Origin of the sequence: Amycolatopsis orientalis, assembly GCF_000943515.2 — a bacterium.
GTDB lineage: Bacteria > Actinomycetota > Actinomycetes > Mycobacteriales > Pseudonocardiaceae > Amycolatopsis > Amycolatopsis orientalis.
In genome coordinates this window covers 3,125,916-3,148,385 of record NZ_CP016174.1, presented here as the reverse complement: position 1 = coordinate 3,148,385, position 22,470 = coordinate 3,125,916, and the positions used below count along the sequence as shown (strand labels likewise).

The following is a 22,470-nucleotide window of genomic DNA, read 5'->3' as shown; positions in this document are numbered from 1 at the left end:
CTCCTAACTAACCAGTTGGTTGCCAATTCAGGCTGCCATGTGTCCGGGCTGGCTGTCAACCAACCAGTTAGTTAGACTGCGTGACATGGTCAGGGACAAGGAAGCGACCAAGCGGAAACTGCTGGACGCGGCGACGAACGAGTTCGCGACGTACGGCATCGCGGGCGCCAGGGTGGACCGCATCGCGAAGAACGCCGGCGCCAACAAGGCGCTGATCTACGCCTACTTCTGCAGCAAGGAAGAGCTTTTCGAGAAGGTCGTGCAGGAGCAGGTGGACCTCGCCATCAGGTCCGTCCCGATCACTCCCGACGACCTCCCCGGCTACGCGGGACGGCTGTTCGACCGGTACATCGAGCATCCGGAGGTCCTGCGGCTCATGGGCTGGCTCCGGCTGGAGAACGGGTTCGACGCCGCCCCCGACGCGGAAATCCGGGCGCACGCGGACAAGGTCGCGGCGATCCGGGACGCGCAGCGAGCGGGGTCCGTGCCGGACCACTTCGACGCCGAGGAGTTGCTGAGCCTCGTCGTGCACCTGTCGATCCTCGGATTCTCCTCCCCCGCCGCCACCCGTGACCTCGTGGTCCGCGCGGTCGGCCGGATCGTGGGAGTCTGAGGCACTTTTCGCGCGACCACTGGGTAAATCACCTGGGAGGTCGTCTTGCAGCGCCGAACTTTTCCGCGTGCTTCAGCCTTGTCCGCCGGTCTCGTGGGCGTCACCGCGCCCGCCGCTTCCGCCGCCGCCCCGCCGTGGCCACCTCGCTCGTGGCCGCGGGACGGCCCGGACCCGTGAAATGCACTTATGGCACCGTCGTCGAGGTCCCGCGCGGCTGGGTCGCCCGGCGAGGCCGACGTCCTCGTGGTGCCCGGCGCAACGCGACGACACACAACGGCGCGAAGGCGGATCTGGCCGCGCAGGGCGCGAAGGTGATCGACGCACGTGTCATCGACGACGGGGACCTGATCACCGGCGGCGGGATCACCGCGGGGCTTGAGGTTTCGCTCTGGCTCGTCGAGTGGTTCCTGGGCGCGAAGACCACGCAGCGGGCCGAGGTGGTGCTGGAGTACGAGCGACGAGGCACCGTCTGGCGGGCCTAGCGCGTGCCATGAAAGGTCCTTTCCTTGCAAATTTTGCAAGGAAAGGACCTTTCATGGCGCTTGTCGGCTCACAGCGTTGCTCAGCTGTGCGTGTCCTCCGGCGCCGGAGTCCGGCTGGCCAGCTTGGCCGACCACTCGGTGACCCGCCGCGCGACGTCCTGCGCGGTGAGGCCGACGCGGGCCAGCACCTCCTCGCGCGAGCCGTGGTCGTGGAACACCTGCGGCACCGCGAGGTCGCGCAGCGGCACGTCGCATTCGGCGTCGCGGAACAGCGCGGCCAGCGCGGATCCGAAGCCGCCGTGGCGGCCGCTGTCCTCGACGCTCACCACGAGCTTGTGCTGCTCGGCCAGCGCCACCAGTTCGGCGGGCGCCGGGACGACCCAGCGCGGGTCCACCACGGTCACGCCGATGCCCTGGTCGGCGAGCCGGTCCGCGGCGGCGAGGCCGAGCATGGCGAAGGCGCCCACGGCGACCAGCAGCACGTCGGCGTCACCGGTGGGCTTGCGCAGCACGTCCACAACGCCGACGCGTTCGACGGCGGGGACGGAGTCGATCACGCCGCCCTTGGAGAACCGCAGCGCCGTCGGCCCGTCCTGGACGGCGATGGCCTCCCGCAGTTCCTCCCGCAGCGTCCCGGCGTCGCGCGGGGCGGCGACCCGCATCCCCGGCACCATGCCCAGCAGCGAGAGATCCCACATGCCGTGGTGACTCGGCCCGTCCGGACCGGTGATGCCCGCCCGGTCCAGCACCAGCGTCACCGGCTGGCGGTGCAGCGCGACGTCCATCAGGACCTGGTCGAAGGCCCGGTTCAAGAAGGTGGAGTAGACGGCGACGACCGGGTGCTTGCCGCCCATCGCCAGGCCCGCCGCCGAGGTCACCGCGTGCTGCTCGGCGATCCCGACGTCGTACCAGCGGTCCGGGTACGCCTCGGCGAACTTGTGCAGGCCGGTCGAGCGCAGCATGGCCGCGGTGATCGCGACGACGTCCTCGCGGTCGGCGCCGATCTTCACCAGCTCTTCGGCGAAGACACCGGTCCAGCTCGGGCCCTTGACCGGCGGCATGCCGGTCTCCGGGTCGATCGGGTCGGTCTGGTGCATCTGGTCGGCCTGGTTGGTGACCGCCGGCTCGTACCCGTGGCCCTTCTCCGTGACCACGTGCACGATGACCGCGCCGCCGAAGTCGCGGGCGCTCTGGAACGCCTTCTCCAGCGCGGCGAGGTCGTGCCCGTCGACCGGGCCGAGGTACTTCAGGCCGAGGTCGGAGAACATCATCTGCGGGCTCAGCGCGTCCTTGAGCCCCGCCTTCGCCGCGTGCAGTGCCGCGTAGATCGGCTTGCCGACGATGGGGGTGTGCCGCAGCAGTTCCTTGCCGCGGTCCAGAACCCGCTCGTAGCCGGGCTTCAGCCGCAGCGACGCGAGGTGGTCGGCGACGCCGCCGATGGTCGGCGAGTACGAGCGACCGTTGTCGTTGATGACGATGACGACCGGGCGGCGCGGGTTCGCCGCGATGTTGTTGAGCGCCTCCCAGCACATGCCGCCGGTCAGCGCGCCGTCCCCGACGACGGCGATCGCGTGCCTGCCGCCACCGCCGAGTTCGAACGCCTTCGCCAGACCGTCCACATAGGACAGGGCGGTCGAGGCGTGGCTGTTCTCGACGAGGTCGTGCTCGCTCTCGCAGCGCGCGGGATAGCCGGTGAGGCCGCCCAGCTGGCGCAGCTTGCCGAAGCCGTCGTGACGGCCGGTGACGATCTTGTGCACGTACGCCTGGTGACCGACGTCCCAGACGATGGCGTCGTGCGGCGAGTCGAAGACCCGGTGCAGCGCCATCGTCAGCTCGACCACACCCAGGTTCGGGCCGAGGTGACCACCGGCGAGCCGCACCTTTTCGACGAGGAAGTCCCGGATCTCCGCGGCCAGCTCGCCGAGCTGCTCCTGGTCCATCCGCTTCAAGTCAGCCGGTCCGTGTACGGACTCGAGCAACGTCACTCTCCCACCTCGCCTGGTTCCTCTTCCGCCGTTCCAGCCAGTCTACGGAGGGCCCCTGAGAACCTTCCCGCGCCCGCGTCACGAGTCACATGTCAGAAAATCACCACACGGCACCCAACAGTGTGAACATGGTCTCTTTTGCCAAGTAGCGGTCACGTCAGGTGGCCGACATAATCGCTCTTCGACGGTTAAGAAGAAGCCCGGTTGGAGTGGCTTGATGGCGGATTTTTTCATCGGTGGCGAGTGGGTCGACGCGGTCGGCCGCGGTCGCAGGGAAATCCGCTGCCCGGCGGACGGATCACTGGTGGCGGAGGTCGCCGAGGGCACCCGCGAGGACACCGAAGCGGCCATCGCCGCCGCCAGGAAGGCGTTCGACACCGGCCCGTGGCCCCAGACACCCGCTCCGCAACGCGGTGACCTGCTGCTGAAGGCCGCCGACCTGCTCGACCGCGACGTCGCGGCCTTCGCGCGCGCCGAATCGCTCGACACCGGCAAACGGCTGGTCGAGAGCGAGTACGACATGGCGGATATCGCCGCCTGCCTGCGCTACTTCGGCAAGCTCGCCGCCAACGACGCCGGCCGCGTGGTCGACACCGGCAACCCGGACGCCTTCAGCCGGATCGTGCACGAACCGGTCGGCGTCTGCGGGCTGATCACGCCGTGGAACTACCCGCTCCTGCAGACCATCTGGAAGGTCGCCCCCGCGCTCGCGGCGGGCAACACGTTCGTCCTCAAGCCCAGCGAGCTGACGCCGCACACCTCCGTCATGCTGATGAAACTGCTGACCGAGGCCGGGCTCCCCGCCGGCGTCGCGAACCTGGTGCTCGGCGCCGGCGGGGAGGTCGGAGCGCCACTGTCGGAACATCCGGACGTCGACCTGGTGTCGTTCACCGGCGGCCTCGCGACCGGCAAGATCATCGCCGCGTCCGCCGCCGCCACCGTCAAGAAGGTCGCGCTGGAGCTGGGCGGGAAGAACCCGAACGTCGTCTTCGCCGATTCCGACTTCGAAACCGCCGTCGACTACGCGCTGACCGCGGTGTTCCTGCACTCCGGGCAGGTCTGCTCGGCGGGTGCCCGGTTGATCGTCCAGGAGGAGTGGCACGAGAGGTTCGTCGGCGAGCTCGTCCGCCGCGCCGAACTGATCCGACTGGGTGGACCTTTCGACCCGAAGGCTGAAACCGGTCCACTGATCTCGGCCGCCCATTTGGAAAAGATCGAACGCTACGTCGCCGCGGCCCTCGACGAGGGCGCCGTCCTGCGGACCGGCGGCAAACGCCCCGACGATCACGAACTGGCGAAGGGGCATTACTACCTGCCGACGATCCTCGACAACGTGAAGCAGGGCAGCAGCGCCGTCGTCGACGAATCGTTCGGCCCGGTGCTCACCGTCGAGACCTTCACCGACGAGGACGACGCCGTCCGCATCGCCAACGACACGCACTACGGCCTCGCGGGCGCGGTGTTCACCTCGGACGCCTCCCGCGCGCAGCGGGTCGCGAACCGGCTGCGGCACGGCACGATCTGGATCAACGACTTCCATCCGTACCTGCCCCAGGCGGAATGGGGCGGCTACAAGCAATCCGGCTTCGGGCGCGAACTGGGCCCGACGGGTTTGGCCGAGTACACGGAGGCGAAGCACATCTATCAGAACCTCCGGCCCGCACCACAGCGCTGGTTCTCCGGGGAGCCTGCCGCATCCAACTGAAGACGGGAAACTGCCGATGAGCACTCCTTCCGACGACGGCCTGGCCGGTTTCGGCTACAAACAGGAACTCGAAAGAACCCTCGGCAACTTCCACACCTTCGCCGCCGGGATCAGCTACATCTCGATCCTGACCGGCACCTTCCAGCTGTTCTACTTCGGTTTCAGCTTCGGCGGGCCCGCCTACTGGTGGTCGTGGCCGATGGTGTTCGTCGGCCAGCTGATGGTGGCGCTGTCGTTCGCCGAACTGGCCGCGCACTATCCCGTCGCCGGGTCGATCTACAACTGGTCGAAACGGCTCGGCAGCCCGCACGTCGCCTGGCTGGCAGGCTGGATGATGCTGACCGCCTCGATCGTCAGCATCGCCGCGGTCGCGCTGGCCTACCAGATCACGCTCCCGCAGATCTCGTCGTTCTTCTCGTTCTCCGGCGACAGCGCGGTGAACGCGGTCATCCTCGGCACCGCCCTGATCCTGTTCACCACGCTGGTGAACGCCTGGGGGGTCAAGCTGATGGCGCGGATCAACAGCGCCGGGGTGTTCATCGAACTGATCGCCGCGGTCCTGCTGATCGTCGCGCTCGCGGCGAACATCACGCGGGGTCCCGAGGTCGTCATGCAGACCAACAACACCGGAGCCGACCAGCCTTGGGGTTACTTCGGCGCGTTCCTGGTCGCCTCGCTGGCGTCGACGTACGTCATGTACGGCTTCGACACCGCCAGCTCACTCGGTGAGGAGTCCCACGACCCGCGCAAGAACGCGCCCAAGGCGATCCTGCGCGCGCTGATCGCGTCGTTCGTCATCGGCGGGCTCATCCTGCTGCTGGCGCTGATGGCCGTCGGCGACATCAACGACCCCCAGATCGCGACGGGCGGCCTGCAGTTCATCGTGCTCGACGTCCTGGGCAGCACCGTCGGCACGATCTTCCTGCTGGCCGTGGTCATCGCCATCACGGTGTGCAACCTGGCCGTGCAGTCGGCGTCGATCCGGATGATGTTCGCGATGGGCCGCGACAACAACCTGCCGGCCGGGAAGCATCTGGCGAGGGTGTCGCCGAAGACCAAGACCCCCGTGGTCCCCGCGATCGTCTCCGGCGTCATCGCGGTGCTGATCCTGGTGGTCAACGTCGGCCAGCCGCAGATCTTCACGGTGATCACCAGTATCGGCATCATCATGATCTACCTGGCGTACCTGCTGGTCACCATCCCGATGCTGGTCAAGCGGCTGCGCGGACAGTGGCCGCCGCCGAAGGTCGAAGGGACCAAGTACTTCTCCCTCGGCAAGCTCGGGCTGCCGGTCAACATCCTCGGCGTGCTGTGGGGCGGCGCGATCGTGGTGAACCTGGCCTGGCCGCGGCGTGAGGTCTACAACGCGACCGAGCCGTATCACTGGTACCTCGAATGGGGGGCCGTGCTGTTCGTCGGCGCGGTGGCGGTCGTCGGTTTCGCGTATTACTGGTTCATCCTGCGGCACAAGAGCGGCGTCCTGGCCGATCACGCCGCGGCGGCACTTCCCGAGGAGGCAGCACAGTGACCGGAGAGTTCGACTACATCGTCGTCGGCGGCGGGACGGCGGGGTCGGTGGTCGCGGCGAGACTCTCGGAGGACCCGGACGTCACCGTGGCATTGCTGGAAGCGGGGCCGTCCGATGTGGACGACCCGGCGGTGCTGGAACTGACGAAGTGGATGGCCCTGCTGGAATCCGGGTACGACTGGGACTACCTGGTCGAACCCCAGGAGTCCGGGAACTCGTTCCTGCGCCACGCCCGCGCGCGGGTGCTGGGCGGGTGTTCGTCGCACAACTCGTGCATCGCTTTCTGGGCCCCGGCGGAGGACCTCGACGAGTGGTCGTCACTGGGCCTGCCCGGCTGGTCTTCGAAGGATATTTTCCCGCTGTACCAGCGTCTTGAGACCAACGACGGCCCCGGCGACCACCACGGCCGTTCGGGTCCGGTGACCATCCGCTCGGTGCCGCCGAACGACCCGACCGGCGTCGCGCTGCTCCAGGCCTGCGAGCAGGCCGGCATCCCGCGCGTGGAATTCAACTCCGGCAAGACCGTGACGCACGGCGCGAACTGGTTCCAGATCAACGCGCGCGAGGACGGCACGCGCTCGTCGGCGTCGGTGTCGTACCTGCACCCGATCATCGGGAAGCGGCCGAACCTGGAGATCATCACCGGCGCCCGGGTCCGGCGGCTGCTGTTCGACGGCAAACGCTGCACCGGCGCGGAATACCTCGCCGACGACCTGATCCACGGCGTCCCGTTGCGCGCCCGTCGCGAGGTGATCCTGTCCGCCGGCGCGATCGACACGCCGAAACTGCTGATGCTGTCGGGAATCGGCCCGGCCGGGCATCTGCGCGAGGTCGGCGTGGACGTGCTGGTGGACTCCCCCGGCGTCGGCGAGAACCTGCAGGATCACCCGGAGGGCGTCATCCAGTGGGACGCGCTGCAACCGATGACCACCGAATCCACGCAGTGGTGGGAGATCGGCATCTTCACCACCACGGAGGAAGGGCTCGACCGGCCGGACCTGATGTTCCACTACGGCTCGGTGCCCTTCGACATGAACACCCTCCGGCAGGGCTATCCCACCACGGAGAACGGCTTCTGCCTGACCCCGAACGTCACCCGGTCGCGGTCGACCGGCACCGTCCGGTTGCGCAGCCGTGACTACCGGGACAAGCCGAAGGTGGATCCGCGGTATTTCAGCGATCCGCACGACATGCGCGTGATGACCTACGGAATCAAACTGGCGCGCAAGATCGCCGAACAGCCCGCGCTGGACGAGTGGGCCGGAACCGAACTGGCGCCGGGCAAGGACGTCAAGACCGACGACGAGATCGCCGACTACCTGCGCAAGACGCACAACACGGTCTATCACCCGTCGTGCACCGCGAAAATGGGCGGCGACGACGACCCGATGGCCGTACTGGACGCCCGGCTGCGCGTGCGCGGCGTCGAGGGCCTCCGGGTCGCCGACGGTTCGGCGATGCCGTTCCTGGTCGCGGTGAACCCGTGCATCACGACGATGGCGATCGGTGAACGCTGCGCGGACATGCTGAAGGAGGACGCTCGCTCCTGAGGTGGGAGCTGTGGCTTTGCTGACGCGGCATCGGTTGCCCGGGCCGTGGGTTTGTTGAGGTGGGGCGGATCCTTCGGGATTCGCCCCACGTTTTCTTGCCGGGGGTTTCGGTGGGTGTCGCCGTTTTTTGGCGATAGGGCTGGTGGAGCCGTATCGGTCGCGCTGGTGGTTTGGGGGGGCGACCAGCTCAAGGTTGAAGAGTGGATGGAGGCCGTTGCCGTTTTTCGGCGATGGGTTCTCTTGCTGGTGGCCATAGGACTGAGGGGCGGCACTTCTCGGACTGCCAGAGTCACACCGGTCGCCGCTGCCTCCGCCGGGAAGGTGCCCTGAAAGGGGTTCGCTTCAGCTCCAGACCGGAGATCGCCGTTTTTCGGCAATCGGGTCCTCGTGCTGGTGGCCGTAGGAATGGGGGGCGGCACCTCTTGGGCTGCCAGAGTCACACCAGTTACCACTCCCGCCGCAACGAAGGCGCCCTGAAAGTACTCCCTTCAGCTCCAGACCGGATATCGCCGGTTCTCGGCAATCGGGTCCTCCTGCTGGCAGCCGTAAGACGGACGCACGCCGCACCTCCCCGGCCCAGAACCACACTGGCTGCCGCTGCCGCCGCAAGGAAAGCGCCCTGAAGGGTTCCCTTCAGACCAACGCCGGAGAGCAGGTGAGCTGTCGCCGCTTTTCGGCGACAGGTTCTCGTGCTGGTGGCCGTAGGCCGGACGCCCGCACTCCTCCGCCTGTTAGAGCCACAGCAGTCACCACTACCGCCGCAACGAAGGCGCCCTGAAAGTATTCCCTTCAGCTCCAGACCGGAGATCGCCATTTTTCGGCAATCGGGTCCTCGTGCTGGCAGCCGCAAGCCGGACGCCCGCACCTACCCGACCGCCAGAACCACACCAGTCGCCACTACCGCCACAAGGAAAGCGCCCAAGCCTGCTTGAGCTGTTGCCGTTCTCCGGCAATAGGGTCCCGCCTGGCACCGCAGACGGGGCCGCAGGTCGCAAGCCCGGATCAAGCCGTCGCCGTTTCCCGGCGACGAGGGCTCAGAACGGCGGCGGTTCCTCACCCAAAAGATCTTCCGGGCGCGGCTCATGAAGCGGCGGCGGTGTGCTGTCGAAGCTGTGCCCCGTCGGCGTGGTGACCGTCAACGTCCCATCCGACCCAAGCCGATACACCCAGCCGGGCTCGTCCTTGAGCCGATGATCACGACGACAGAGATCCACCAACTCACCGGCAGCGGTATGACCACCGAACTGCCACGGCACCACATGATCCAGATCACACGCCTGCGCGGGACGCCCGCACCCCGGTCTTCGGCACTCACGATCCCGCACCCGCACAAACTCCCCCAAACCCGCCGACGGCCGATACCGATCCCGCCCCACATCCAGCACCTGCCCCGACAACGGATCCGTGACGATCCGCCGCAACACCGTGTCCGGCCCCGCCGCGATCTCCCGCGCCAGCCCAGCCGGGATCCGGCCATGCCCAGTCAACTCCGCCGGATCATCGTTCAGCCCCAGATAGGTGAACAAATCCAGATAAAGAAACACCTCCGCCCGCTCACTCGCGCCGCCCTGCCCACCCAGCAGCAGATCGAGCGCCACATCCGCACGCAGCTGATCCAACGTCCGGGTCTCCCCACCCTTCCGCAAAGCACGGGCCTCACGATCAATCCGCCGGTACGCGGCCGTGACCTTCTCCACCGGGCCGTCTTCGACCTCGATCGACGCCACCCCCGTCTCCCCCTGCCGCAGACTGAGACGACGCCCCTCCCGGTGATGCGCGGCACGCTTATCCGCACCCTCCCGGTCAACGCTGATCGCCGCGTGATTCGCCGCCTTCCGCACCTGATCGGCATTCCTGCCCGCCAACCGATCCTCCAGCAACGCATCCGCCGCACGCGCGTTCTCATCCGACAACCACGCCGTGGCGGTGGCGACCTTCATCGCACCGAAACCACACAACTTCCCCTGATCCATCAACCCCAGAGTCCGCGGCAGACGTGTCGTCAACGCCTCGGCGGCCGCGACCATCGCACCCGCGTGATTGTCCACAAGAGACAGCTCGAACGCCACCTCCTGCACCACACTCCGCACACCCCCACGATGACGGCTCAACTGCGCCAACGCCCGAAACCGCACCGCCTCCAACCGCGCGATCCCCGCCGACGCCGCCCGCGCCACAGCCACAGAATCCTTGTCGTCCAACGAAACTACCGAAGCATTGACCAACTCCAAAACGGAAGGATCGGTAAGCTCTTCGAGAAGCGCCACCGGCGCCTTGAAAGTATCCACCCGACGAACATACGACCGACCACCGACAATTCCCGATCACACGCACACCACAGCCATTACCGTTTTCCGGCAATGGGACAGGCCTTCAGGGAAGCGAATCCTTGACGACGGCCGGAGTGCCCCTGCGGCCGGTCATCTGCTCCACCGCCCACGCCTGCCCGAACTCGGCCAACGCCGGCCCCGACCAGAAAGCGGAGATGCTGACCCCTTTCCACAGCAGCATCTTCGGTCCGTTCAGGGTGCCGTGACTGACCTGTACCTGGACAGCGCCCTCGGCCCAGGCGAAGACGAAGTGGGCGTACATGAACATCCACGCCTGCCTGCCCAGCAGGTCCCGGACGAGCACCGGCCCTTCGGAGACATAGGGCGCCGTGTAGATGACCTGCTTCCGGCCATTCCGGTAAGTGATTTCCTGCGCCGTTACTCCAGGCGGCAACATCGAAGGAAGATAGTCCACCTCGACACAGTTATCGAGCACCCGGCACCTGGGCAAGCCGAACGAAGCCCCACCATTCCTACGGTCTACAAATGTGCCGTTATTGCAACAAGGCAACACATTCGACGTGCTGGGTCATCGGGAACGCGTCGAAGGCACGCAGATCACTGAGGCCGTAACCGTGCGAGGCGAACAGCGCGATGTCCCTGGCAAGCGCCGCCGGATCGCAGGCGACGTAGACGATCCGGTCCGGCGAACCCTCCACAATGGACTCGACTACCGCCTTGCCCGCACCCTTGCGGGGCGGGTCGAGTACGACCACGTCGACAGGTTTCGGGGCATCGGCCAGTAGGTGTTCGACGCGGCCGGAGCGCCAGCGGATCTGCGGAAGGTCCGCCAGGTTCTCCTCACCGTCGGCGACGGCGCGGCGGCCGGATTCCACGGCCAGCACGCGGCCGCCGGGGCCGACCTGGTCGGCCAGCACCGAGGCGAACAGGCCGACGCCGGCGTACAGATCCCAGGCCACGCCGTCGCGCGGGGCCTCGGCCCATTCGGCGACGACGGCGGCGAGCGTGTCCGCGGCGGCCGGGTGGACCTGCCAGAAACCGTGGGCGTCCAGCCGCCAGTCGCGGCCGGCGGCGTGCTGGACGGCGAGCCCGCCGGCCAGTTGCCGGGACCGGGTCTTGCCGTGGACCGTCGACAGGTCACGGAGGTGCACCTTGCCGTCGCCGTCCTTGGTGACCTCGATTTCGGAGCCGGGCCGCCAATTCCGCGAAACCACGTCGTCGAGCGCGCCGGGGACGGTGATCGGGCAGTCGTCGATCGCGATCACCCGGTGGCTGTGGTGCGCCCGGAAACCCGCGCGGCCGTCCTTGCCCGCGACCAGCCGGACGCGGCTGCGCCAGTCCAGCGGACCGCCCTCGAGCGCTTCGACGACGACCTCGCGCTCGATCCCGGCCAGCCTCTTCAGCTGTTCCGCGACCACCGCGGCCTTGAGTTCACGCTGGTAGGCGGGCTCGGCGTGCTGCCAGTCGCAGCCGCCGCACGCCCCCGGCGCCGCGAGCGGGCAGGGCGGCTCGACGCGTTCCGGCGACGCCTCCAGGACCTCGATCGCGTCGGCGCGGCAGAACGAACCGCCCTTGTCCTCGGTGACCGAGGCCAGTACCCGTTCGCCGGGCAGCGCGTGCCGCACGAACACGACCCGCCCCTCCGCCCGCGCGACGCAGTGCCCGCCGTGCGCGACCGCGCCGACCTCCAGCTCGATCGTCCGCCCGAGCCATGTACCGGTCGACGCGTCCACTGTCATTCTGTTTTGTCCTTAGTCTTTTCGGGCTGCTTGACCACCGGGGATAATCCGCGCCGCACGTCCCCCGCGGCGGGACGTGCCTTCCGGTCGCGGTCGATCGCCTTCGCCGAGGATTCCAGCTGCCACGGCACGCTGGTCACCATGACGCCGGGTTGGAACAGGAGCCGCCCCTTGAGCCGCAGCGCGCTCTGGTTGTGCAGGACCTGCTCCCACCAGTGCCCGACCACGTATTCGGGGATGAACACCGTCACCACGTTGCGCGGATTGTCCCCGCGCACGCGCTTCACGTAGTCCAGCACCGGTTTCGTGATCTCGCGATACGGCGATTCGATCACCTTCAGCGGCACCTTGAAATTGTGGTCGTCCCAATCCTGGACGAGCTGGCGCGTTTCGCCGTCGTCGACGTTCACCGTCACGGCTTCGAGGACATCGGGACGGACGGCCTTGGCGTAGGACAGCGCGCGCAGCGTCGGCAGGTGCAGTTTCGAAATCAGCACGATCGCGTGATTCCGGGACGGCAGGACGGCCGGTTTGCGCTCCATTTCGCGCAATTCTTCGGCGACCCGGTCGTAGTGTTTCCGGATCGCGGTCATCAGGATGTAGATGGCCACCATCGCCGCGATCGCGATCCAGGCGCCGAGGAGGAACTTCGTGATCAGCACGATGATCAGCACGGTGCCGGTCATGGTGAGACCGACGCCGTTGACCGTCTGCGAACGCCGCATCCGCCGCCGCACCGCCGGGTCGGTCTCCCTGGCCAGCAAGCGATTCCAGTGCCGGATCATGCCCGCCTGGCTGACCGTGAAGGAGACGAACACCCCCACGATGTAGAGCTGGATGAGCTTCGTGACCTCGGCGTCGAACGCGATGATCAGCACCAGGGCGAAGGCGGAGAGGAACAGGATCCCGTTGGAGAACGCCAGCCTGTCGCCCCGCGTGTGCAGCTGGCGCGGCAGGTAGCGGTCCTGCGCGAGGATCGAGCCGAGCACCGGGAAGCCGTTGAACGCGGTGTTCGCCGCCAGCAGCAGGATGATGCCGGTGGAGAAGGAGATGTAGTAGAACGCCGGCGGGAAATCGGGGAACACCGCCTGCGCGATCTGGGCGACGATGGTCTTCTGCTCGTACCCCGCCGGCGTGCCGGACAGCTGGGTCTCCGGATGCTCGGCGAATTTGACGTCGGTGATGATCGCCAGCGTGATGATGCCGACCAGCATCGTCACCGCGAGCACACCCATCAGCAGCAGCGTGGTCGCCGCGTTCTTCGACTTCGGTTTCCGGAACGCCGGGACGCCGTTGCTGATCGCCTCGACCCCGGTCAGCGCCGCGGCGCCGGAGGAGAACGTCCTCAGCAACAGGAAAAAGAACGCGAAACCGGTCAAAGAGGCTTCTTCATGCAATTCGAACCCGGCGCTCTCGGCCCGCATGTCGGCGCCGGAGGCCGCCTCGATCAGGCCCCAGACCACCATGCCGAGAATGCCGATGATGAAGCCGTAGGTCGGGATGGCGAACGCTTTGCCCGATTCACGGACTCCGCGGAGGTTCAGCGCCGTCAGGACCGTCACGATGATGATCGCGGCGGGCACCTTGTTCTGCGCCACCCACGGCACGGCCGAACCGATGTTCGCCACGCCGGACGAGGTCGACACGGCCACCGTGAGCACGTAATCGACCAGCAGCGCGCTGGCCACGGTGAGCCCGAATTTGCCGCCGAGGTTGGTGTTGGCGACTTCGTAGTCACCGCCGCCGCTCGGATAGGCGTGCACGTTCTGCCGGTAGGAAGCGACCACGACCAGCATGACGAGTGCGACGGCGACCCCGATCCAGGGCGCGAAGGCGTACGCGGACAGGCCGGCGACGCTGAGGGTCAGAAAGATCTCCTCAGGCGCGTAGGCGACGCTCGACAACGCGTCGGACGCGAAAATCGGCAGCGCGATGCGCTTCGGCAGCAGCGTATGCGAGAGGCGGTCACTCCGGAATGGACGTCCGAGGACGAGCCGCTTCACCACGGTCGGGAACTTCGACACCACAAGAGAGTAACGGCGACGCACAGCGTCTCCGTTGAGGGTGGTGGCGGGGAGGACGGTTGGAAGTAACGGCGACGCGCAGCGTCTCCGTTGAGGGTGGTGGCGGGGGGAGGACGGTGGAGATGACGGGCGACCCACACGGTAGGTTCGGCGCTGGTGTGTCCGGGTACCTGCGGACGGGTGAAGTCCGAAACTAAGGAGGCAGGGCGTGCACGTGGTGATCATGGGATGCGGCCGGGTCGGCGCATCCCTGGCCGCGGCGCTGGAGCGACTGGGGCACGACGTCGCCATCATCGACAAGACCCAGCAGGCGTTCCGGCGGCTCGGCAGTGATTTCCACGGTCAGCAGGTGGTCGGCGTCGGATTCGACCGGCAGGTGCTGATCGAGGCCGGGATCGAACGCGCGGGCGCCTTCGCGGCGGTCTCCAGCGGCGACAACTCCAACATCATCTCGGCGCGGGTGGCCAGGGAGAACTTCGGCGTCGACAAGGTCGTCGCCAGGATCTACGACCACAAGCGCGCGGCGGTCTACGAGCGGCTGGGCATCCCGACGGTGGCGACCGTCCCGTGGACGACCGACCGGTTCCTGCGCAGCCTGCTGCCCGACGGCGTCGCCTCGGCGTGGCGTGATCCCTCCGGCAGCGTGGCGCTCCTGCAGCTGCCGCTGCACGAGGGGTGGGTCGGGCGCAGCGTGCGCGACCTGCAGGACACCACCGGCGCGCGGGTCGCGTTCATCATGCGGTTCGGTACCGCCGTGCTGCCCGACACCAAGTCCGTGATCCAAGCCGACGACGTCGTGTACGTCGCCGCGAAGTCGGGCACTGTCAGCGACGTGACCAGCGTCGCCCTTCGCGAACCGGAAGAGGAGAACTGATGCGGGTCGCGATTGCCGGGGCCGGCGCGGTGGGCCGGTCGATCGCCGCGGAGCTGATCGACGGGCGCCACCAGGTGATGCTCATCGAGCGTGAGGCCGACCAGTTCGAGCCCCATACGGTCGAGCAGGCGGACTGGGTGCTGGGCGACGCGTGCGAGGTGTCGATCCTGGAGGAGTCCGGGATCGAGCAGTGCGACGTCGTGATCGCCGCGACCGGTGACGACAAGGCGAACCTGGTGGTGTCGCTGCTGGCGAAGACCGAGTTCGCGGTGCGCCGGGTGGTGGCGCGGGTGAACAACCCGGCCAACGAGTGGCTGTTCAACGACGCCTGGGGCGTCGATGTCGCCGTGTCGACACCGCGGATGCTCGCGGCGATGGTCGAGGAGGCGGTGAGCGTCGGCGATCTGGTGCGGCTGATGACGTTCCGGCAGAGTCAGGCGAACCTGGTCGAACTCACCCTCCCGGAGGAGACCCCGCTGGCGGGCAAGGCGGTCAGCGAGATCAACCTGCCGCGGGACGCGGCGCTGGTGACGATCCTGCGCGGAGACCGGGTGATCGTGCCGCAGCCGGAGGACCCCCTGGAGCCGGGTGACGAGCTGCTGTTCGTGGCGACGTCGGACGTGGAACCGGAGATCCGGACCGCGCTCGGCTACTGACCTCCCGCGTTCAGTCCTCTCGATGCGGTAGTTGCACGCGCAAGTACCGCATCCAGAGGACTAAATGCGTGGGTTGTCGACGGCGGGCGCCTGGGCGTACTTCTCCCGCAGTCGCGCCTCGATCTCTTCGTCGGTCTCTTCCGGCGGGGCCTCTTCGGCCTGCGCCTTGAGGTGCTTCTCCGACCGCCGCACCGCCCAGACGACGGTGAGCAGGCCGAGCGCGTACAGCGGGTACCCCATCGCGATCTTCGCGAAGGCCAGCCAGCCGGTGTAGTCCTCGTCGTACAGCCAGCGCTGGACGACGAACCGGGCGCCGAAGATCAGGGCCATGGCGGCGGTCGCGATCGAGTAGGAGATCAGCGACTTCTTGTCCTTGCGCCAGGCGTGGCCGTTGCCGTTGAGCGCGTTCCACACCACCCCGGCGAGTGGCCAGCGGACGACGATCGACAGCAAGAAGACCCCGCAGTAGACCAGGCTCGTCCAGATGCCGAACAGGAAGAAGCCCTTGGCCGAACCGGTCCGGTAGGCGATGAACGCCGCGATCGCCACCCCGAAGAAGCCGGAGATGGCGGGCTGCAGCGGTTCCTTGCGGACGATCCGCAGCACCGTGATGGCCACGGCGCTGCCGACGGCTGCCCAGATGCCGACGGTCAGGCCGAAGATGGCGTTCGCGATCACGAACACGATGACCGGCAGCGAGGAATAGAACAGCCCCGACAGCCCGCCCATCTGTTCCAGCAGGGTGGGCTGCGGCTTCTTGTCGTCGGTCTTCTCTTCGCCGCCGGCGGGTTCAGTCACGATGCGGGATCAACTCACAGGGCTCTGAAGTTCGTAATAGGGGTTGTACAGCACCTTCTGACCATCACGTTCGGCCATCCGGCCGCGCACCTTGATGGTTCGCCCGGGTTCGATCCCGGGGATCCGGCGGCGTCCGAGCCAGATTAGCGTCACACCCTGCGTGCCGTCGAACAGCTCGGCCTGCAGTGTCGCGGCCTCGTTGGTCGGGCAGAGTTCCACACTGCGGAGTCTGCCGAGCACCGTCACCTCTTCGCCCGACCGGCAGTCACAGGCTCGCTGAGCCCCGCCCGCCTCGGATTTTTCGGATAGGTCGTCGGCGTCGAGATCCTCGACGTCGCTGGTCAGCTTGCGAACCAACCGGCTGAAGTAGCCGCCGTCTTTGGCGGGCATAACGGTGCTCCTGTGCTCCGGGGCCCCCGACTCGAACGGCCCGTGCGTAATCCAGCGTAACTGTGTTCAGCCAGGGAAACCGGTTTGGGAGAAGATCGCAACGTGACCTCCGCTATTCCGCCTACGACGGCAGTAGTGCTCCCCGGCACCGGGTCGGACGAGGTGTTCGTCCGCAGCGTGTTCTCCGGCCCGCTACGGGCGCTCGGCATCCGGTTGCTCGCCCCGCCGCCCCCACCCGGAGACCGGCTCGCGGACGGCTATCTCGCGGTACTGGACCGGCTGTCGGCCGAACACGGCCTGCTGCTCGTCGGCGGTATCTCGTTCGGCGCGCACCTCTCCGCGGAGTGGGCGGCCCGCAATCCGGGGCACTGCACCGGCCTGCTGGCCGCGCTCCCGGCCTGGAACGGCCCGGCCGGGCAAGCACCCGCGTCGCTCGCCGCGCGGCTGTCAGCGGATCTGGTGGCCGAAAACGGCGTCGACGGCGCGCTGGCGAAATCGTCCGACGGCGTCCCTGACTGGCTTTCGGCGGAACTGGGCCGGGCGTGGCGGCGGCACGGCGACGGGCTGGCGGCGAGCCTGCGGACGGCGGCGGCCCGGGCTGCCCCGGAACTCGAAGACCTGAAAGGCCTCGACGTGCCCGCCGGGATCGGCGCTTGCGTGGACGATCCGATCCATCCGGTGGCGGTCGCGCGGGCCTGGGCGGACGCCCTGCCGCGCGCCGAGGTCGGCGAGTCGACACTCACCGCCCTCGGCGCGGACCGGGAATCCCTGGGCCGGGCGACCGTGCTGGCCTGGCTGAAAGCCTGCCGCTAACCCTGCTGCTCGGCGATGTGCTGGGCGACGGCGTCAGGCAGCGTGATGGTCAGCGGGGTGCGGACCGGCATCGGCGCGTCGCCGCGGTCGACGATGGTGTGCCGCACGATCTCGCGCAGCACGGCGGGCGCCTGCGACGACTGCGACTGCGGCCCGGCGATGACGCCGCGGAGCATCCAGCGCGGCCCGTCGACCCCGACGAACCGCAGCGCGACGTCACCGACGATCGCGGACAGCTCCAGGCCCCACTCCCCCATGCCGACCGAGACCTTGGCGCCGTCGGCGCGCAGCTGCTCGGTGAGCTCGGTGCTGACGTCTTTCCACAGGCCGCCCGACCGGGGCGCCGCGTAGCCGCTGACGGTGATCTGGCCCTGTTCGGTGACGACGTGCACCGCGCGGACGCCGCCGCTCTCCGGGTCCATCTCGACCTGGACCTGGGAACCGTCGGGTACCGGCACCTTCACCGAGCCGAGGTCGATCCGCGGGATGCCGTCCTCGGGCGCGTCGGCGATGTCGAACGGGCCGTCGGCGGTCTCCGACAGCTGCGGCTCGAACTCCTCGGCGTCGTCGACGTCGCCGGGGCGGTCCTCGACCTCGGGCGCGGCGTGCCGTCCGCCGGGCTTCGCCCCGCGCTTGCGACCGAAAATCCCCACTAGTTCTCCGTTCCTTCCCTGGCTCCGGCTCCCAGTGTGGCGTGTCCGCCCGTGGAGCCATACCCTCCCTCGCCGCGCTCGGACGACGCGAGCTCGGCTACCTCGACGAACTCGGCCTGTTCGACCCGTTGCACGACCAGCTGCGCGATCCGGTCGCCGCGGGTGAGCACGACCTTCTCGGAGAGATCATGGTTGATCAGGCAGACGCGGATCTCACCGCGGTACCCGGAGTCGATCGTGCCGGGGGTGTTCACGACGGAAAGTCCGACGCGGGCCGCCAGGCCCGAGCGAGGGTGGACGAAGCCCGCGTACCCGGGGGGCAGGGCGATCGCGACGCCCGTCCCGACCACGCCGCGTTCGCCGGGGGCGAGCACGAGATCCGAGGTGGTGACGAGGTCGGCGCCCGCGTCGCCGGGGCGCGCGTAGGCGGGAAGAGGGACCGACGGATCGATCCGGGAAAGCAGTACCTGAACGGTGGACACGGGCGGCGAGACTACCCTGAAGGCGTGGGTGAAAGCGTGAGCACGGCCGAAGGCGGCGCCGTCAAGCATTCAGAGCGGCTCTACGTCCCGTGGTGGGGCTGGCCGTTGCCGCTGCTGGGCGGCGGGCTGCTGGCGGCGGAGATCGACATGGGCTATCCCGGGCTCCGCGGCTGGCTGCCGTACGTGGTGCTGCTCCCCGCCGTGATCGCGCTGATGATCTCGCTTGGCCGCTCGAAGGTGAAGGTCACCGGCGGGGACGAGCCGGAACTGTGGCTCCGCGACGCGCACCTGCCGCTGAAGTTCGCGGGTGACGTCGAGGTCATCGGCAAGGAAGAGAAGCGGAAGGCCCTCGGCCGCGACGCCGATCCGGCGGCCTTCGTGCTGCACCGGGGCTGGGTCGGCCCGGTCGTGCGGGTCTGGCTCACCGACCCCGACGACCCGACGCCGTACTGGCTGTTCAGCACCCGTCACCCGGAGAAGGTGGCCGCGCTGCTGCGCCAGCCCGCCTCGAAGGCCTAGACAACAGGAAAGGGGGCCGGCCACCAGGCCGGCCCCCTTATTCCTGTTTTGAACCCCGAAACCCCCTGTCGCGCCGTCCCCTGTGCCCGTAGGCTCAGGCGCAGTCGCGGCAGATGAGCCGTCCGCCACTCTCCTCCGCCAGCCTGCTGCGGTGATGCACCAGGAAGCAGACGGAGCAGGTGAACTCGTCGGCCTGCTTGGGCACGACCTTCACGGTCAGGTCCTCACCGGAAAGTCCGGAGAGGTCCGCGCCCGGCAGCTCGAAGTTTTCGGCGGTCGCGTCCTCGTCGACGTCCACGACGCCGGACTGGTTTTCGTTGCGCCGTGCCTTGAGCTCTTCCAACGAGTCTTCGGCCAGCTCGTCGGCTTCGCTGCGGCGCGGAGCGTCGTAGTCGGTCGCCATTTGTCCCTCACCCCTGCGATCAGCTTCGATGTCAGATGGCCCGGACCCGCGAGCGCGTGGCTCGTGAGTCCTTCGTGCCGCTGGTTAACGTCCCAGCGCCCCTGTTTGTGCCCGGCTCGGCAGTGAGCGAGGTCTCTCTTTTGCGCCTCTTACTGCCGCCTGAGCCCGCGAAGGGTAGCTCACGCCGATACCGGCTCTGCAACGAGTCAGACATTGCCGCGAATACGTCACCCAACAGGGGGAACCTGGCCGAGGGCGGAGAAGCTGTCCTAAAGACGCCCGTCGTCCGAATGGGTTGCCCCTGCGTCGGGAACCTCACCGACCGGGCCCGGTCGCTTGCCCGGAGTGGCCGTCGCGTGGTGCTATCCGGAGGCCCGCGCCGACGACCTTCGCCTCAACGCATAGGCTGATCGGACACGACGGTGTGACTGAAGGCACCGTCCGGGGAACCGGGCTTTGGGGAAGGGACTGGCAGGTGGCGTCGGGGAACGGCATCGGGGACCGCGGGGCGAAGCCGTATCGCAAGCACAACCCGCTGCCCGCGCTCATCGTGATCGGGGTGCTGGCGCTCGGCGCGGTGATCGTCTGGGTGAACGTCGTGGCGAGCGGCGCCGACGTCGACGCCAAGATCCGCTGCGATCCACCGCCTTCTCCGCAACCGGGAGTCACCTACACGTCGCTGGCGCACAACGGGCTGGACGATCGCACGCCGGTCCCGCCCGACAAGGTCGCCCTCCAGGTGCTCAACGGCTCCAAGATCCGCGGCCAGGGCGGCATCGCCACCAGCACGCTCAAGGAAATGGGCTTCTCCCAGGCCCTCGAGCCGATCACCGACCCGGCCTACAAGGACGCCGAGGCCAAATGCCGCGGCCAGATCCGTTTCGGCGAGATCGGCGCGGCGGCGGCCCGCACGGTGAGCCTGGTGGTCCCGTGCGCGGAACTGGTCAAGGACAACCGCAAGGACGCTTCGGTCACCCTCACCACCGGCACCCTGTTCGGCGACATCCGCCCGAAGGCGGAGGCCCGCAAGGTCCTCGACCAGCTCACGCAGTGGTCGAAGGCGCAGCAGGGCACCGGCGGCGGCGAGCAATCGGCGGGCGGCGGCGCCCCGGTGATCGACCAGGCACTGCTGAAGGCCGCCCGCGAAGTCCCCTGCTGAGCCCGTACTCAAATGCCATGAAAGGTCCTTTCCTTGCGAATTTCGCAAGGAAAGGACCTTTCATGGCGTCTGCCGGAGCCTCAGATCGCGCCCGCACCGGACTCGATCAGCGCCTGGCGCAGCGGCGCGGCGATCGACGGCGCCACCGCGAAGGTCGCGTCCGGTCCCAGCCCGGCGTCCTCTCCCGGAAGGGACACCAGGGCGCCCGCCTCGGCGGCGATGAGCGCGCCCGCGGCCCAGTCCCAGTGCCCGAGCCCGTGTTCGACATAGGCGTCCAGCCAGCCCGCCGCGACAGCGCACAGGTCGAGTGAGGCGGCGCCGTTGCGCCGGACGTCCCGCACCCGGGTCGCCAGCTCGGCGACGAACCGCGCCTGCTTCGTGCGCCGTTCGACCTTGTAGGCGAACCCGGTGCCGACGAGGGTCAGGTCGAGCCGGTCCGGCGCGTTGACCCGCAGCGGCCGCCCGTCGAGGAACGCGCCCTGCCCGCGCGCGGCGCTCCAGCGGCGGCCGCTGACCGGTTCGGCGACGGCGCCCGCGACCGAGACCCCGCCGACCTGCGCGGCCACCGAAACGGCGAACCACGGCAGCCCGTAGAGGAAGTTCACCGTCCCGTCGATCGGGTCGACCACCCAGGTCACCCCGTCACCCGCGCTCCCGCCGCCCTCCTCGCCGAGCACAGCGTCGTCGGGGCGCAGTTCGGCCAGCCTCGCGCGCACCAGCCGTTCCGACTCGTGGTCCACGGCGGTCACCACGTCGGTGTCGGCGGACTTGGTGTCCACCCGCACCTCGCGGCCCGCGTTCATCCCGGTCCAGGCCTCGTGGACCAGTTCGGCGGCCTCGTCCGCGACACGCTCGGCGACACTCTTCAGCAACGTCTCGTCAACTCCCACGTCCGCCATGTCACCACATCCGGTTAAAGTCTCCGAGGCAGGCTTCTGAATCGTGCGAGAAGGGACCACGTCCGTGGTGGAGGCGACCCGAGGTTTCGGTATCGACATCGGCGGCAGCGGGATCAAGGGCGCGCTGGTCGACTTGGCGCAGGGACAGCTGATCGGCGACCGGATCCGGTTCGACACGCCGAAGCCGTCGACGCCCGAGGCGGTGGCCGACGTCGTCGCGGAGATCACCGGCCAGGCGGGCTGGGACGGTCCCGTCGGGGTCACCCTGCCCGCGGTCGTCAAGAAGGGCGTCGCGCACACCGCGGCCAACATCGACCGCGCGTGGATCGGCACCGACGCCGACGCGCTGTTCGCCAAACGCCTCGGCCGCGGGGTGGACGACATCGCGATGCTCAACGACGCCGACGCCGCCGGCATGGCCGAGATCCGCTGGGGCGACCCGGCCGCGCGGCGCGGCGTGACGGCGCTGCTGACCTTCGGCACCGGCATCGGCAGCGCGGTCTTCCAGGACGGCAAACTCGTGCCCAACACCGAGTTCGGCCACATCGAGGTCGACGGCTTCGACGCGGAGAAGAAGGCCGCGGCGTCGGTGAAGGACAACGAGGAACTGTCGTATCCCGAATGGGCGGAACGGGTGAACAGGTATCTCAGCGTGCTGGAAAACCTGATCTGGCCGGACCTGTTCATCGTCGGCGGCGGGGTCAGCAAGAAGTCGCACAAGTGGGTCCCGCTCCTGGACATCCGGACCCCGGTCGTCGTCGCGTCCTTGCAGAACAACGCGGGCATCGTCGGCGCGGCGGCGGCCGCCGCGGAGGGCATCGAGCACTGACGCGCCCGTGCTGACATCGAGGTCATGGGTGTCACTTCGGCGGGTCGGACGGCGTGTCGCCCCCGCCGGGCGGTGATC

At 68.4% G+C, this 22,470-nt stretch carries 22 protein-coding genes; 11 read left to right on the top strand and 11 right to left on the bottom strand.

Going from position 1 to position 22,470, the window contains the following annotated elements:
* Positions 1–85 precede the first annotated feature (85 nt).
* Both SD37_RS14095 and SD37_RS14090 read left to right on the top strand, forming a co-directional pair.
* Positions 86–613 carry a TetR/AcrR family transcriptional regulator gene (locus SD37_RS14095; protein WP_044850491.1) on the top strand — a complete coding sequence of 176 codons (528 nt, stop codon included), beginning with the start codon at positions 86–88 and terminating at the stop codon, positions 611–613.
* Positions 614–747: 134 nt separating this feature from the next.
* The gene (locus SD37_RS14090) at positions 748–1,095 is read left to right on the top strand and encodes a type 1 glutamine amidotransferase family protein (RefSeq protein ID WP_236725363.1); all 348 of its coding nucleotides are present in this window, start codon (positions 748–750) and stop codon (positions 1,093–1,095) included.
* An 80-nt stretch (positions 1,096–1,175) separates the two neighbouring features.
* On the opposite strand, the gene dxs is transcribed toward SD37_RS14090, so the two are convergent.
* Positions 1,176–3,080: a 1-deoxy-D-xylulose-5-phosphate synthase gene (dxs, locus tag SD37_RS14085; protein ID WP_044850493.1), complete on the bottom strand. Its 1,905-nt coding sequence runs from the start codon at positions 3,078–3,080 to the stop codon at positions 1,176–1,178.
* 217 nt (positions 3,081–3,297) lie between these two features.
* Between dxs and SD37_RS14080 the strand changes: the two genes are divergently transcribed.
* Genes SD37_RS14080 through SD37_RS14070 form a run of 3 tightly spaced genes read left to right on the top strand, consistent with a single transcriptional unit; the run spans position 3,298 to position 7,863 of the window.
* Positions 3,298–4,785 (top strand): aldehyde dehydrogenase family protein, encoded by a 1,488-nt coding sequence (locus tag SD37_RS14080; protein WP_044850494.1) that lies wholly within the window; start codon positions 3,298–3,300, stop codon positions 4,783–4,785.
* 16 nt (positions 4,786–4,801) lie between these two features.
* On the top strand, positions 4,802–6,313 hold the full coding sequence (locus SD37_RS14075; RefSeq protein WP_044850495.1) for an APC family permease: 1,512 nt from the start codon (positions 4,802–4,804) through the stop codon (positions 6,311–6,313).
* Positions 6,310–7,863: a GMC family oxidoreductase gene (locus tag SD37_RS14070; protein ID WP_044850496.1), complete on the top strand. Its 1,554-nt coding sequence runs from the start codon at positions 6,310–6,312 to the stop codon at positions 7,861–7,863. The genes SD37_RS14075 and SD37_RS14070 overlap by 4 nt, the downstream gene beginning before the upstream one ends.
* A gap of 1,034 nt (positions 7,864–8,897) precedes the next feature.
* Here SD37_RS14070 and SD37_RS14065 read toward each other — a convergent pair.
* The 4 genes from SD37_RS14065 to SD37_RS14050 all read right to left on the bottom strand — a co-directional run bounded on the left by SD37_RS14065 (position 8,898) and on the right by SD37_RS14050 (position 13,917).
* Positions 8,898–10,094: an HNH endonuclease signature motif containing protein gene (locus tag SD37_RS14065; RefSeq protein WP_044850548.1), complete on the bottom strand. Its 1,197-nt coding sequence runs from the start codon at positions 10,092–10,094 to the stop codon at positions 8,898–8,900.
* A 142-nt stretch (positions 10,095–10,236) separates the two neighbouring features.
* The gene (locus tag SD37_RS14060; protein ID WP_044850549.1) at positions 10,237–10,590 is read right to left on the bottom strand and encodes a hypothetical protein; all 354 of its coding nucleotides are present in this window, start codon (positions 10,588–10,590) and stop codon (positions 10,237–10,239) included.
* A 97-nt stretch (positions 10,591–10,687) separates the two neighbouring features.
* Positions 10,688–11,893 carry a class I SAM-dependent RNA methyltransferase gene (locus SD37_RS14055; RefSeq protein ID WP_044850497.1) on the bottom strand — a complete coding sequence of 402 codons (1,206 nt, stop codon included), beginning with the start codon at positions 11,891–11,893 and terminating at the stop codon, positions 10,688–10,690.
* Complete coding sequence (locus tag SD37_RS14050) at positions 11,890–13,917, bottom strand: APC family permease (protein ID WP_174567834.1); 2,028 nt, start codon at positions 13,915–13,917, stop codon at positions 11,890–11,892. Before SD37_RS14050 ends, SD37_RS14055 begins: the two co-directional genes overlap by 4 nt.
* Before the next feature lie 208 nt (positions 13,918–14,125).
* On the opposite strand from SD37_RS14050, the gene SD37_RS14045 reads away from it, so the two are divergent.
* Positions 14,126–14,791 carry a potassium channel family protein gene (locus tag SD37_RS14045; protein ID WP_044850499.1) on the top strand — a complete coding sequence of 222 codons (666 nt, stop codon included), beginning with the start codon at positions 14,126–14,128 and terminating at the stop codon, positions 14,789–14,791.
* Positions 14,791–15,447: a potassium channel family protein gene (locus SD37_RS14040; RefSeq protein WP_007033567.1), complete on the top strand. Its 657-nt coding sequence runs from the start codon at positions 14,791–14,793 to the stop codon at positions 15,445–15,447. Before SD37_RS14045 ends, SD37_RS14040 begins: the two co-directional genes overlap by 1 nt.
* A 60-nt stretch (positions 15,448–15,507) precedes the next feature.
* On the opposite strand, the gene SD37_RS14035 is transcribed toward SD37_RS14040, so the two are convergent.
* Positions 15,508–16,245 (bottom strand): DUF3159 domain-containing protein, encoded by a 738-nt coding sequence (locus SD37_RS14035; protein ID WP_044850500.1) that lies wholly within the window; start codon positions 16,243–16,245, stop codon positions 15,508–15,510.
* A 9-nt stretch (positions 16,246–16,254) separates the two neighbouring features.
* Positions 16,255–16,635: an OB-fold nucleic acid binding domain-containing protein gene (locus SD37_RS14030; protein WP_020637383.1), complete on the bottom strand. Its 381-nt coding sequence runs from the start codon at positions 16,633–16,635 to the stop codon at positions 16,255–16,257.
* Between the two features lie 102 nt (positions 16,636–16,737).
* On the opposite strand from SD37_RS14030, the gene SD37_RS14025 reads away from it, so the two are divergent.
* On the top strand, positions 16,738–17,448 hold the full coding sequence (locus SD37_RS14025) for an alpha/beta fold hydrolase (protein WP_201788882.1): 711 nt from the start codon (positions 16,738–16,740) through the stop codon (positions 17,446–17,448).
* Here SD37_RS14025 and SD37_RS14020 read toward each other — a convergent pair.
* Both SD37_RS14020 and dut read right to left on the bottom strand, forming a co-directional pair.
* The gene (locus tag SD37_RS14020; RefSeq protein ID WP_044850501.1) at positions 17,445–18,101 is read right to left on the bottom strand and encodes a DUF3710 domain-containing protein; all 657 of its coding nucleotides are present in this window, start codon (positions 18,099–18,101) and stop codon (positions 17,445–17,447) included. The two genes, SD37_RS14025 and SD37_RS14020, sit on opposite strands and share 4 nt — an antisense overlap.
* Positions 18,101–18,583, bottom strand: coding sequence for a dUTP diphosphatase (dut, locus tag SD37_RS14015; protein WP_037303862.1), 483 nt, complete (start codon positions 18,581–18,583; stop codon positions 18,101–18,103). Before dut ends, SD37_RS14020 begins: the two co-directional genes overlap by 1 nt.
* Positions 18,584–18,607: 24 nt before the next feature.
* Between dut and SD37_RS14010 the strand changes: the two genes are divergently transcribed.
* Positions 18,608–19,102 (top strand): DUF3093 domain-containing protein, encoded by a 495-nt coding sequence (locus SD37_RS14010; RefSeq protein ID WP_044850502.1) that lies wholly within the window; start codon positions 18,608–18,610, stop codon positions 19,100–19,102.
* A 94-nt stretch (positions 19,103–19,196) separates the two neighbouring features.
* On the opposite strand, the gene SD37_RS14005 is transcribed toward SD37_RS14010, so the two are convergent.
* Positions 19,197–19,505, bottom strand: coding sequence for a DUF4193 domain-containing protein (locus SD37_RS14005; protein WP_005164528.1), 309 nt, complete (start codon positions 19,503–19,505; stop codon positions 19,197–19,199).
* A 475-nt stretch (positions 19,506–19,980) separates the two neighbouring features.
* Between SD37_RS14005 and cei the strand changes: the two genes are divergently transcribed.
* Positions 19,981–20,664: an envelope integrity protein Cei gene (gene cei / locus SD37_RS14000; RefSeq protein ID WP_044850503.1), complete on the top strand. Its 684-nt coding sequence runs from the start codon at positions 19,981–19,983 to the stop codon at positions 20,662–20,664.
* 80 nt (positions 20,665–20,744) lie between these two features.
* On the opposite strand, the gene SD37_RS13995 is transcribed toward cei, so the two are convergent.
* Positions 20,745–21,563 (bottom strand): inositol monophosphatase family protein, encoded by an 819-nt coding sequence (locus SD37_RS13995; protein ID WP_044850504.1) that lies wholly within the window; start codon positions 21,561–21,563, stop codon positions 20,745–20,747.
* Between the two features lie 67 nt (positions 21,564–21,630).
* Between SD37_RS13995 and ppgK the strand changes: the two genes are divergently transcribed.
* Complete coding sequence (ppgK, locus tag SD37_RS13990) at positions 21,631–22,392, top strand: polyphosphate--glucose phosphotransferase (protein ID WP_044850505.1); 762 nt, start codon at positions 21,631–21,633, stop codon at positions 22,390–22,392.
* Positions 22,393–22,470: the final 78 nt, after the last annotated feature.